Genomic DNA, 12360 nt, shown 5'->3' with positions numbered 1-12360 from the left:
TGCTCCTAATCGGCCGCACTCACATCGTGCACGAGGCTGACCAGCCGGGTCAACACGTCGGGGTCGGTGTCGGGCGGAACGCCGTGGCCGAGGTTGAGCACGTGCGACGGCGCGGTGCGTCCACGTTCGAGCACGTCGCGCACGTGCGCTTCGAGCACCGACCATGGCGCCGCGAGCAGCGCGGGGTCGACGTTGCCCTGGAGCGGGACGGCGCCGCCCAGCCGGCGGTTGGCCTCGTCGAGCGGCACCCGGTAATCCACGCCGACGACGTCGGCACCGATGTTGTGCATTTCTTTGAGCAGTTCGCCGGTTCCCACGCCGAAGTGCACGATCGGCACGTTGCGGTCGGTCGGTTCGTCTCCTGCGCCACGCACGGTGTAGGTCAGATCGCGCACGTGGGCGATCGCCGCGGCCGACGCGGGGGCAACGGATGCCGCATAGTCGGCTAACGAAAGCGCTCCGGCCCACGAGTCGAACAGTTGGGCAGCACTAGCGCCGGCAAGCACCTGCGCGCGCAGGAACCGACCGGTGACGTCGGCGGTCCAGGCCATGAGCTTGGCCCAGGCTTCCGGTTCGGCATGCATGAGGGTACGGGCGTGGATGTGGTCCTTCGACGGACCGCCCTCGACCAGGTACGCGGCGAGCGTGAACGGGGCGCCGGCGAAGCCGATCAGCGGGGTCGATCCGAGCTGGGACACCGCCAGCGCCACGGCCGCACTGATCGGTGCGAGGGCCGTATCGAGCAGGGTGGGGTCGAGGGCGGTGAGTTCATCGACATCCGCTCGGGTGCGCACGGCCTTGCCAAGAACGGGGCCCTTGCCGGCCACGATCGACACGTCGACCCCGACAAGCTTGAGCGGAACGACGATGTCGCTGAAGAAGATTCCGGCATCGACCTGGTGCCGACGCACCGGCTGCAGCGAGATTTCGCTCGCCAATTCGGGGTCGAGGCACACGTCGAGCATGCGCGTTCCAACGCGTAGCTCACGGTATTCCGGCAGCGATCGGCCGGCCTGACGCATGAACCACACCGGGGTCACGGCGGGCCGAGTGCCCTGATAGGCCTGGATCAGGCGGGAGTCGGCGGTGAGGCCGGAGGAGAGTGGATGCTGCGCGTCGAGGATCATCTCGACCATTCTCTCAAACATCGCTGGCGGCGCGCGCCGAAAGCGTACAGCATTGAGTCGTACAATTGCGTAGTGCTTATTCTTTTGTCCGCCAGTCATAAAAACTCCACCTTCGATGTGCTGGAGAAATTGTCTGTGGGCGGGGGCGCATCGGCCACCCGCATGGTAGAGCAGCACGGACCGCTCAGCGGTGCCGTCGTTGTCGCGACCTGTAACCGGTTTGAGGCTTACCTCGACCTCAATGAGCCCTACGGCGTGTCGCCTCTTCCCGCCGTCTACGCCGCCATCGAGGCCGTGAGCGCCAGCAGCGGCCTTGACGCAGACACCCTGCGCGACAATCTCACCCTCGTGCACGGCAATGGCGTCGCTGAGCACCTGTTCGCCGTGACGAGCGGTCTCGAATCCGTCGTCGTCGGCGAGGTCGAAATTGCCGGCCAGGTGCGCCGCGCGCTCGAGCAGGCTCGCGCCGACGGCACCACGAGCCCCGAGCTCGAGCGCCTCTTTCAGCGGGCGTCCCAGACCTCGCGCGGTGTCAAGAACCGCACCGGCATCGGCTCAGCCGGTCGCTCGATCGTGCGTCTCGCCCTCGAACTGGCCGAAAGCCGGGTCAGCGACTGGTCGAGCGCCCGCGTGCTTTTGGTCGGCACCGGCCGCTATGCCGGCGCCTCCCTCGCCGCCCTGCGTGACCGCGGGGCCGAGAACGTGCGGGTCTACTCGCCCTCCGGTCGCGCCGTCGGATTCGCCGCGTCGCACGGTATTGAAGCCGTTCCCACCGAGGATTTCGCCGCTGAGGTTGCCCGCGCCGACGTGGTCGTCACCTGCACCCTGCGCGATGACCACGTCATCGATGCAGCCCTGATCACCCGCGGGCGCACCGAGATCGGCGTGGACCCGTTCGGGATTTCCGGCGCGACCGCCGATGCCCCGGCCCGCCTGTGCCCGGCCGATGCCGGCCCCGCAGCGCCACCGCAGCTCATCATCGACCTAGGGCTGCCCCGCAACGTGGCACCCGATGTCACCCTGGTACCCGGTGTCGAACTGCTCGACCTCGAGACAATCAGCATCCATGCGCCGCTCGAGGAGCTCAATGCCACAACCGATGCCCGCGAGATCGTGGGCAAGGCCGCCCGCAAGTTCTCCGACGTCGCCGAAGAGCAAAGCCTGACCCCGGCCGTCGTTGCCCTGCGCAGCTACGTGTTCGAGCTGCGCGACGCTGAAATCGCCCGGGCTCGCAGCCGCGGTGATTCGAGCGAAGCGACCGAGTCGGCCCTGCGGCACCTGGCCGGCGTGTTGCTGCACGCCCCCATGGTTCGCGCCCGCGAACTGGCCCGCGCCGGCGAGCAGGACGCCTACCTCACCGGGCTGGACGCCCTGTTCGGTATCGACGTTACCCTGCCAGCTGCCGGCGCAGCGGATGCCGCCGACGCCGGTGCGATCGCCTCTTAGCCCAGCTCGATCAGGGTGACGCCAGCGGGCGGGGCGGAAGTTGACATGGCGGCCAGTGCTGCTGGCGCTTCGGCCAGGGTGATTCGGCGGCTGATCAGGTCTTGCGGTCGCAGCCGGCCGCTCAGCACGAGGTCGAGCAGGGCCGGATAGTCGTGGGCGGGCATGCCGTGGCTGCCGAGCACGGTCAGTTCCCGCGCGATGACCGTACCCAGCGGCATCCGCGGGTCGTCGGCCAGTAACCCGATCTGCACGTGCCGTCCTCGAGTAGCCAGCGAGCGGATGCTGATGGCCACCGTATTCTCCCGGCCGAGCGCCTCAAGGCTCACCTGTGCGCCGTCCACGGTGAGCGCTCGAATACGATCGACCACCTCGGAGTCGCCGAGCCCGGCCGAGTTGACCACGTGCGCCGCCCCAACGCGGGTCGCCGCCTCGAGCGCGTCGCCACTGATGTCGACGGCTATGACGGTGGCGCCAAGCGCCTGCCCGATCATCACCGCGCTGAGGCCCACTCCGCCACAGCCGACGACCACCAGAGTCTCGCCCGCCTTGAGGTTCGCCTGGTGCACGAGCCCACGATACGAGGTGGCGAACCGGCAGCCGAGTAGCGCAGCGGCCCCGGCGTCGAGATCGTCGGGGATGGCGATGAGGTTTACATCGGCGTTGTGCAGCGCGACCCGCTCGGCGTAGGAACCCCAGTGGGTGAACCCTGGCTGGGTCTGGTTGCGGCAAACCTGCCCGTTGCCGGCGTCGCACTCCGGGCACTCGCCGCAGGCGCAAACAAAGGGAACGGTCACTCGCTGGCCCACTCGGAACCGGCGCACGAGCGGCCCGACCGCATCGATCACGCCGACCAGTTCATGTCCGGGGACGTGCGGCAGTGCGATGTCGCTGTCGTGGCCGAGCCAGCCGTGCCAGTCGCTGCGGCAGAGGCCGGTGGCCTCCACCCGCACGATCACGCCGGCCGCGCTCAGCAGCGGCTCCGGCACCTCGCGCAGCACCGGGAGAACACCGAACTCTTCGAAATAGACCGCTTTCATGGTCTTATTCTGCCTGACGGATGCCTGCGCATCCGTTTTTTGAGGGCTAGGCGCCGCGCAAACGCACCGCGAGGTAGGCCTCGAGGTCGGCGAGCGGCACGCGCTCCTGTGCCATCGTGTCGCGGTCGCGCACGGTGACGGCTTGGTCGTCGAGCGAGTCGAAGTCGACCGTGATGCAGAACGGCGTACCGATTTCGTCCTGGCGGCGGTAACGACGGCCGATGGCTCCGGCGTCGTCGAAGTCGACGTTCCACAGCTGACGCAGGCTCGCGGCGAGCTCGCGCGCCATGGGGGAGAGCTTCTCGTTGCGCGAGAGCGGCAGAATGGCGGCCTTCACCGGCGACAGTCGCGGGTCGAGCTTGAGCACGGTGCGCTTGTCGACGCCGCCCTTGGCGTTCGGGACCTCTTCTTCGACATACGCATCGACCAAAAAGGCCATGAGCGAGCGGGTCAGGCCGGCGGCGGGTTCGATCACCCAGGGCGTCCAGCGCTCGTTCTTGGTCTGGTCGAAGTAGGACAGGTCTTTACCGGATGCCTTGGCGTGCGTTGACAGGTCGAAGTCGCCGCGGTTCGCCACGCCCTCGAGCTCACCGAACTCGGTGCCGGTGAAGCCGAAGCGGTACTCGATGTCGACGGTGCGCTTGGAGTAGTGCGAGAGCTTCTCGGCCGGGTGCTCGAACAGGCGCAGGTTTTCGGGATTGATGCCGAGGTCGGTGTACCACTTCATGCGGGTGTCGATCCAGTACTGGTGCCAGGTCTCGTCGGTGCCGGGCTCGACGAAGAATTCCATTTCCATCTGCTCGAACTCGCGGGTGCGGAAGATGAAGTTTCCGGGGGTGATCTCGTTGCGAAAGCTCTTGCCGATCTGGCCGATGCCGAACGGAGGCTTCGAGCGCGATGCCTGCAACACGTTGGCGAAGTTGACGAAGATGCCCTGCGCGGTTTCGGGGCGCAGGTAGTGCATGCCGGCCTCGTCATCGACCGGGCCGAGGTAGGTCTTGAGCAGGCCGGAGAAGGCGCGCGGTTCGGTCCAGATGTGGCGGTTGCCGCAGTTGGGGCAGGCGATATCGTCGAGGCCGTTTTCGGGCGGGCGGCCCTTCTTCTCCTCATATTGCTCTTCGAGGTGGTCGGCGCGAAAACGCTTGTGGCAGCTGGTGCACTCGATCAGCGGGTCGCTGAAGACCTCGACGTGACCGGATGCCTCCCAAACCTGGCGAGGCAGAATCACCGACGAATCGAGGCCCACGACGTCGTCGCGGCTCGTGACCATGGAACGCCACCACTGCTTCTTGATGTTCTCCTTGAGCTCGACGCCGAGGGGTCCGTAGTCCCAGGCGGAGCGGGAACCGCCGTAGATCTCACCGGCCTGAAAAACAAAGCCGCGGTGGCGGGCGAGGGCGATGACGGCATCAAGATGGGTGGGTGCGGCCACGGTGGCTCCAATGGTCGAAGGCGCAGAATTTGGGCGAGTGCCCGGTTATCCATTTTACGTGCTCTATCCATCCCGCGTTCCCGCTCTGGGTCTGAGTCATTCTCGCGTCGGGGTAACGTAAAGAGGCGGATTCACGAGATTTGCTCTGGCTCAAGGAGGAGAAATGGGCGTTACGTCCAGCACAACCAAAGAACCGACCGCTCTGAAACGGGTTCCGCGCGACCTAGCCGTCGCGCTGAATCCCGAGGAGCTTGACGCCCACGATCGCCAGTGGACGCCCCTCAAGATTGCGATCTGGTCGGCGATTTCGCTGCTCGGCGGCCTCAGCTGGGTCATGCTCGCCGTGGTGCGCGGTGAGACCGTCAATGCCATCTGGTTCGTCTTCGCCGCGATCTGCACCTATCTCATCGGCTACCGCTTCTACTCGAAGTTCATCGAGAAGCACATCATTCGGCCCGATGACCGTCGGGCCACTCCGGCCGAGTACAGGGCAGACGGCAAGGACTTTGCCGCGACCGACCGTCGCGTTTTGTTTGGCCATCACTTCGCCGCCATTGCCGGTGCCGGGCCGCTGGTCGGCCCCGTGCTGGCCGCCCAGTTGGGCTATCTGCCGGGCACGATCTGGATCATCGTCGGCGTCGTACTCGCCGGTGCCGTGCAGGACTACCTCGTGCTGCACTTCTCTATGCGCCGCGGCGGTCGCTCGCTCGGCCAGATGGCCCGTGACGAACTCGGCGTGATCGGCGGCACCGCTGCACTCATCGCGACCCTGGTGATCATGGTGATCATCGTTGCCATCCTGGCCCTCGTCGTCACGAACGCCCTCGCCGAAAGCCCATGGGGCGTCTTCTCGGTCGGAATGACCATTCCGATCGCGCTGTTCATGGGCTGCTACCTGCGCTTTTTCCGCCCCGGCAAGATCACCGAGATCTCCATCATCGGCTTTGTGCTGCTCATCGCCGCCATCGTCGGCGGCGGTATGGTCAACGGCACCGAATGGGGCCAGACCTACCTGCTGCTCGACAAGGTCACCATCGCCTGGGGCATCATCATCTACGGCTTCATCGCCGCGATCCTGCCCGTGTGGCTACTGCTGGCACCGCGCGACTACCTGTCGACCTTCATGAAGATCGGCACGATCGGGATGCTCGCCGTGGCGATCGTCATCATCCGCCCCGAGATCAACGTGCCGGCGGTCAGCGGCTTCGCCACCAGCGGCACCGGCCCCGTCGTGGCCGGAACGCTGTTTCCGTTCCTGTTCGTCACGATCGCCTGCGGCGCCCTCAGCGGCTTCCACGCACTCATCGCATCTGGCACCACGCCCAAGCTGATTCAGAAGGAACGCCAGACCCGGTTCATCGGCTACGGCGGCATGCTCATGGAGTCGCTTGTCGCCATCATGGCCCTCGTTGCCGCGCTGTCGATCGACCGGGGCATCTACTTTGCCATGAACTCCTCGCCAGCCCTCACCGGCGGAACCGTGCAGGGCGCGGTCGCGTTCGTGAACGGCCTCGGCCTCACCGGCGTCAACCTCACCCCCAACATGCTGACCGACATGGCCACCAACGTCGGCGAAGAGTCGATCGTTTCCCGCACTGGCGGCGCTCCCACACTCGCCGTCGGGCTCTCGCACATCATGCAGCAGCTCGTCGGCGGTACGTCGATGATGAGCTTCTGGTATCACTTCGCCATCATGTTCGAAGCGCTGTTCATTCTCACCGCAGTGGATGCCGGCACCCGCGTGGCCCGCTTCATGCTGCAGGACAGCCTCGGCAACTTCTTTCCGAAGTTCAAGAACACCTCTTGGCGTCCCGGTGCCTGGGCTGCCACGGCGGTCATGGTCGCCGCCTGGGGAGCCGTGCTGCTGATGGGAGTGACCGATCCACTCGGCGGAATCAACACGCTCTTCCCGCTGTTCGGTATCGCCAACCAGCTCCTCGCGGCCATCGCCCTGGCCGTATGTATGGCCATTGTCGCCAAGCGTGGATTGTTCAAATATCTCTGGGTCGTGGCCCTACCGCTCGGCTTTGCCGCCGTGGTCACCATTTCAGCCTCGTTCCTGAAGATCTTCTCCACCACCCCCGGCATCGGCTACTTCGCGCAGAACCGTGCGTTCGCCGACGCGCTGGCTGCGGGCGAAACAAGCTTCGGCACCGCGCCGAATGTTCTGGCGATGGAGGCGGTCGTGCGCAACACGATGGTGCAGGGTGTGCTGTCCATCATCTTCGTCGTGCTCTCGATCATCGTGATCCTGACGGCGATCCAGGCCACCGTGCGCGCGTACCGCCAGCGCTCGAACGCCACGAGCGAGGATGACGCCGTGCAGTCGCAGATCTACGCGCCGGCCGGGTTCATCATGACCCCGCCCGAAAAGGTGCTGCAGGCACAGTGGGATGCCCTGCCGGTCGAGAAAAAAATCAAGGTCAAGGGCCACTAATGACCCTGTGGGCGGGCGTCCGCACTGGCGTCCGCGGTGTGGCCTGGTACCTCAAAGGCCTTCTCGGCGAGGACGCCTACGACAAGTACGTGGCGCACCACGCGGCCTCCTGCGAAACGGATGCTGCCGGCCTCGACCGCGCGCCGCATCCGCTACTCACCGAGCGCGAATTTTGGCGGGACCAGACCGACCGCCAGGATAAGAACCCGCAGGGGCGCTGCTGCTAGCGTGGTCGCCGGCGGCTAGTCTGGGGCGATGACGAACACGGGGGTGGCAGAACGGCCCAGCGCGCTCCGCTCTCGCCTCGGCCGCCTGCCGCCGTGGGGCCTCGTGCTTGTGATTTGGGCGGCGTCTCGACTGCTCACGACGACCCTGCTGGCGACCCTGTTCGCCGTCGCGACCCGACTCGACTGGAACTTTGCGAGCTACCGCAGCGACCCGAACTTCTTTACCTTCTCGGGGTCGTGGGACAGCTCGTTCTACCGGCAGATCGCGCTGCACGGCTACCCGACCGAGCTTCCAACCGACTCGGCTGGCAACGTCCTGCCGAATGCCTGGGCGTTTCTGCCGGTGTTTCCCTGGCTCGTACGCGGTGTGTCTGCCCTGACCGGCCTCGATTTCTACGTCGCAGGGGTGCTCGTGGCCACCCTGTTCGGCGCTCTGGCCGCGCTCGCGCTGTACCGCCTGTTGGCACCTCGGGTGGGTCCTTACTCGGCGCTCTGGGCGGTCGCCCTGTTCTGTTTCGGGCCGCTGTCGTTCATTTTGCAGGCGGCCTATGCCGAGAGTCTTTTTCTATTCTGCGTCTTTGCAGCCCTCGGCCTGATGATGAATCGGCGCTACCTGCTGATGATTCCGTTTGCGATAGTGGCCGCGTTCTCCCGGCCCGGGGTGCTCGCGCTGTCGCTGGCCCTCGCGATCATGCTGCTGCTGCGCTGGCGTGTGCGCGACCGGATGTGCTGGAGCGAACGCTGGGCCATAGTGGCCGCCGGGCTGTCCATTGCGGCGGCCGGTCTGGCCTGGCCGCTCGTGGCTGGCGCTGTCACGGGCGTGCCCGACGCTTACCTGATCACTGAGCTGTCCTGGTGGACCGGTTTCGTCGGTCAAGCCCCGTTCGTGCCGCTCACCCCGTGGTTTCTGATGGCCGGAAAGTACCTGGGGTCGGCCGGCATCGCTCTCGTGCTCGTGCTCGCGGCCGGTTTTGGGTGGTGGTTGTCGCGGCGTGCGCTGCATCCGCTTCGGCCGGAGGCCGTGGCCTATTCGGCGAGCTACGGACTCTATCTGATTGCAGTGTTTCTGCCGCAGCAGAGCCTGTTTCGCTTGCTGCTGCCGCTCGCACCGCTGCTCGGTGACCCGGCGATCGCGCGGTCGAAACCGCTGCGCCGCGGACTGCTCGCGGGGTCGATCGCGTTGCAGCCGATCGCCATCGTGCTGCTCTGGTTCATCGGGTACCCCTAAGTTTCACTCGCCGAGCCGTGACTCTTCGAGCGTTGAAACGTTTAAATCGCGTCAGGACTCACGGCTCGGCGAAGCGGGCCGGCTACACCCCGTAGATCAGCGCGCGCTGCTCGGCGTAGCGTGCGCGCACGTCGATGGCCCAGTCTCGGGTGGCCGAGGGCGCAAGTTCGGTCGCGATCTCGCGCTTCCACTCGGGAAAGCTCCCGTCGAGGGCCCAGGCGGCCTGCCGCGCAGCCCCGAGGGCCACGTATTCGCCGGGGGCTGGGAGCACGACCGGCACACCGAAAACATCCGCGGCAATCTTCTGCACGGCGGGCGACTGCGAGCCACCACCGATCAGAATGACCTGCCGCACCGGCACACCCTGGCTGCGCAAGGAGTCGAGCGCGTCAGCGAGGCTGCAGACCAGACCCAGAACGGATGCCTGGGCCAGGTTTTCGGGGCGCATATTGGCCCGGCGCATTCCGGTGAGGGAACCGGTGGCATCCGGCAGGTTCGGGGTGCGTTCGCCATCGAGGTAGGGCAGCATGAGCAGGCCGTCGGCGTCAATCGGGGCGGTGAGGGCGAGGGCGCCGAATCGCTCGATGTCGACGCCAAGCATGCCGGCCGTCGCCACGAGGGTGCGGGCACCGTTGATGGTCGCGAGCAGGGGAAGCTGGCCGCCGGCGGCGTCGGCGAACCCGGCGACTGAGCCTGAGGCATCCGCTATGCGGGCAACAGTGCTGGCAAAAACGGTGCCGCTGGTGCCGATCGACACGACAACGTCGCCCTCCTCCGCGCCGAGGCCGAGGGCTGCGGCTGCGTTGTCGCCGGCGCCGGCCGAGATGATGACCCCCCCAGGAGTGACCCCGGCGTGTTCAGATGGGCCGAGCACGCGTGGCACTCGCGCTGCATGACCGAGGGCGGCCTCGAACAGGTCGAGGCGGTACTCGTTGCTGGGCACCGAAAAATATCCGGTGCCTGAAGCATCGCTGCGGTCGGTCGTCGACTCGGCGGGCCGCCCGAGAATGTTCCAGGTGAGCCAGTCGTGTGGCAGCAGTACCTGCTCGACGCGCGCGGCGAGCTCGGGCCGGTTCTCGCGCAGCCAGGCCAGTTTCGTGATGGTGAACGAGGCGACCGGCACTACACCGACCTCCTCGGCCCACATCGAAGCGCCGTACTGCTCGGTGAGCGCGGCGGCCTGCGGGGCGCTGCGCACGTCGTTCCAGAGCAGGGCGTCGTGTACGGGCGTACCGACAGCGTCCAGAGCGACCATGCCGTGCTGCTGCGCGCTCACACCGAGGGCGAGCACATTGCCGTCACCCTGAGCGGATGCGCTACCGCCGGCCTGCTCGAAGGCCTCCCACCAGCGATCGGGGTTGATGCTCGTGCCATCGGGGTGGGGTGCGCTACGCAGCTGTAACAGCTTCCCGGTGTCGGCGTCGACACTGACTACCTTGCAACTCTGGGTCGAGGAATCCACTCCGACAACCACGCGACGATTCAGTGCCAACGCATCTCCTTTGAAACCTAGTTGTGATCAGCCTAATCGAGCGACGCGGTGAGCACCTCAAGGGTGCGGCGTGCGCCGACCGTGTGCAGCAGGTGGAGCGCGCGGTCGTAGGCCGCCACAAACGCGGCATCGTCGATCAGATCGCCGAACAGGTCGCGGTCACGCAGGAACGAGTGCGGATCGGCCCGGTAGTCGGCGGCGCTTTGCATGACCGTGTCCTTGATGCGGTCGACGACGTCGATCGGTTCGCCCTGCTCGTCGGTGCCCTCGGCGTAACGGGCCCAGCTCGCCACGACCTCGTCGTGCTCGAACGCCAGGGTGGCATTCGCCGCCAGCACGGCGGCGGCCGCCTTGTGCAGAGCACCCCGTTCGAGATCGCGCTCGCCCAGCGCCGGTTGGAAGACGCCCCGCAGAAACATCGCATCGCCCAACGGGTGCTGCAGGAGCTGCCGGACGATGACGTTGTATTACTCCCCTCGCCGAGCCGTGAGTTTCAGTCGCCGAGCCGTGAGTCTCAGGGCGTTGGAACGTTCAAATCACCCTAAGACTCACGGCTCGACGGCTGCATCCCCGTGAAACTCACGGCTCGGCGGCGGGATCTGGGCCTAGCGCTCGAGCGGCTCGCCGAACAGCGCGAACATCCAAATCACAATCGACAGGATCACCATCGACCAGGTGATCGCGCCGAGGAACAGGCTGGTCGAGAGCGAGGTACGTGCGTCTGGTGTGCCCTTTCCATTGCGAGATCGGGCATCAGTTGTTCGGGTAGAGGGCGAAGGTGAGCACGAAGCTGATGGCACCGTAGACCACCATGATCCAGTTGACGCCAACGACCAGAAGGCGCACTCCGCGGGACAGGACGGGCGCGGCATTGGTGCCCGGCTCGATGATCGGATCGTCCTGCAGATTCTGGCGCAGCTGGTTCCAGATGGCTGGCGCGAGCAGCAGGATTCCGGCACCGATGGCTACCGGCAGTGCGGGAACGCTAAACAGCACCACCTGCCCCCACCACACGCTGAGCAGAACAGGACAGAAACCACAGAATGATATCCCTGCCGCGATCAGCCCCACCGTACGCGGGCGGGTCCGCGCGCGCAACAAGACGGGAATGACTCTCGGTATCAAGCCCAACAGGAGGATTGTCGCCCCCAGGGACACGACCATCCACAGTCGCACGGCCAGACCGTCGTCACCACCCGCGAGGGGGTAGGCCGTTTGGCCGAGCACCCCCAGCCCGATCACCCCGATTCCGCTGGTCAGCAGGACCTCCCGATTCGACGACTTGTCCTCGGGAAGGGTCGGCAGATCGAGCTCGACGGCGTAGCGGGCGGGGCTGCCAAACGATTCCTCGGCACGGGCACCGGAATCGGCAAGAAACTCGCGGGCGCTGGCCACGGCATCGCCGATGGCGGTGCCGGGCACGTCGAGCAGGCGCAGTTCGATCGTGAGATCGTCGAGCCAGGCGGCGTTGTCGGTCTCGCGTGCGGCCTCAGCCAAGCGGATGCCGGCGGGCTCGGAATCGCTGGTGTCGTGATCAAGCGGGTTGCTGGTCATCATGATTCGGCCGGGCCTTTCTGCAGGTGGTCGTGCACGGTGGTGGAAAAAAGTTGCCACTGGGCGATCTGGTCGGTCAGTTCGCGCCGTCCCGCCTCGGTCAGCGCGAAGTATTTGCGCCCCGGTCCCCCGGCGCCCGGTCGCCATTCGCCGGCGATCCAGCCGGCCGCTTCGAAGCGGGTGAGCAGCGGATACAGCGTGCCGCCCTTGATGGCGCCAAACCCAGACGTTTCGAGCGCGGTCGCGATCGCATAGCCGTAGGTCGGGCCGGGCGCGAGCGTGCGGAGCACGCAGAGGCTGAGGGCCGCGCGCATCCAATCGGCCGGCCAGGGTTTGGGTTGCATGACTACATAGTCTCACTAGTTAGTCAGACTGTCTAC

11 protein-coding genes are annotated in these 12360 nt (G+C 66.3%); 4 read left to right on the top strand and 7 right to left on the bottom strand.

Annotation, left to right across the window (positions count from 1 at the left end; translation table 11 throughout):
* Positions 1–5: 5 nt before the first annotated feature.
* Entirely contained in the window at positions 6–1127 is a 1122-nt protein-coding gene (hemE, locus tag E3T39_RS03935; protein ID WP_134513425.1) for a uroporphyrinogen decarboxylase, read from the bottom strand.
* Positions 1128–1199: 72 nt separating this feature from the next.
* On the opposite strand from hemE, the gene E3T39_RS03930 reads away from it, so the two are divergent.
* Positions 1200–2573, top strand: coding sequence for a glutamyl-tRNA reductase (locus tag E3T39_RS03930; RefSeq protein WP_134513424.1), 1374 nt, complete (start codon positions 1200–1202; stop codon positions 2571–2573).
* Here the strand turns inward: E3T39_RS03930 and E3T39_RS03925 are convergent.
* Both E3T39_RS03925 and E3T39_RS03920 read right to left on the bottom strand, forming a co-directional pair.
* On the bottom strand, positions 2570–3610 hold the full coding sequence (locus E3T39_RS03925) for a zinc-binding dehydrogenase (protein WP_134513423.1): 1041 nt from the start codon (positions 3608–3610) through the stop codon (positions 2570–2572). The two genes, E3T39_RS03930 and E3T39_RS03925, sit on opposite strands and share 4 nt — an antisense overlap.
* 46 nt (positions 3611–3656) lie before the next feature.
* Entirely contained in the window at positions 3657–5042 is a 1386-nt protein-coding gene (locus E3T39_RS03920) for a glycine--tRNA ligase (RefSeq protein ID WP_134513422.1), read from the bottom strand.
* Positions 5043–5205: 163 nt separating this feature from the next.
* On the opposite strand from E3T39_RS03920, the gene E3T39_RS03915 reads away from it, so the two are divergent.
* From E3T39_RS03915 to E3T39_RS03905, 3 genes are read left to right on the top strand one after another with little or no spacing between them, the layout of a single operon-like run.
* On the top strand, positions 5206–7479 hold the full coding sequence (locus tag E3T39_RS03915; RefSeq protein ID WP_134513421.1) for a carbon starvation CstA family protein: 2274 nt from the start codon (positions 5206–5208) through the stop codon (positions 7477–7479).
* On the top strand, positions 7479–7706 hold the full coding sequence (locus E3T39_RS03910) for a YbdD/YjiX family protein (protein WP_134513420.1): 228 nt from the start codon (positions 7479–7481) through the stop codon (positions 7704–7706). The genes E3T39_RS03915 and E3T39_RS03910 overlap by 1 nt, the downstream gene beginning before the upstream one ends.
* A gap of 28 nt (positions 7707–7734) precedes the next feature.
* Entirely contained in the window at positions 7735–8934 is a 1200-nt protein-coding gene (locus E3T39_RS03905) for a hypothetical protein (protein WP_134513419.1), read from the top strand.
* 82 nt (positions 8935–9016) lie between these two features.
* On the opposite strand, the gene xylB is transcribed toward E3T39_RS03905, so the two are convergent.
* From xylB to E3T39_RS03885, 4 genes are all read right to left on the bottom strand, one after another.
* Positions 9017–10420, bottom strand: a complete 1404-nt coding sequence (gene xylB, locus E3T39_RS03900) for a xylulokinase (RefSeq protein ID WP_134513517.1) — start codon at positions 10418–10420, stop codon at positions 9017–9019.
* A gap of 38 nt (positions 10421–10458) precedes the next feature.
* On the bottom strand, positions 10459–10845 hold the full coding sequence (locus tag E3T39_RS16080) for a mannitol dehydrogenase family protein (RefSeq protein ID WP_166784029.1): 387 nt from the start codon (positions 10843–10845) through the stop codon (positions 10459–10461).
* A gap of 334 nt (positions 10846–11179) precedes the next feature.
* Complete coding sequence (locus E3T39_RS03890; RefSeq protein WP_134513417.1) at positions 11180–11983, bottom strand: hypothetical protein; 804 nt, start codon at positions 11981–11983, stop codon at positions 11180–11182.
* Positions 11980–12324: a PadR family transcriptional regulator gene (locus E3T39_RS03885; RefSeq protein ID WP_134513416.1), complete on the bottom strand. Its 345-nt coding sequence runs from the start codon at positions 12322–12324 to the stop codon at positions 11980–11982. Before E3T39_RS03885 ends, E3T39_RS03890 begins: the two co-directional genes overlap by 4 nt.
* Between the last annotated feature and the right edge of the window lie 36 nt (positions 12325–12360).

This window comes from Cryobacterium suzukii (assembly GCF_004403185.1).
Classification (GTDB): Bacteria; Actinomycetota; Actinomycetes; order Actinomycetales; family Microbacteriaceae; genus Cryobacterium; species Cryobacterium suzukii.
The sequence above is the reverse complement of the archived record's forward strand: the minus strand, read 5'-3'. Positions and strand labels throughout refer to the sequence as shown.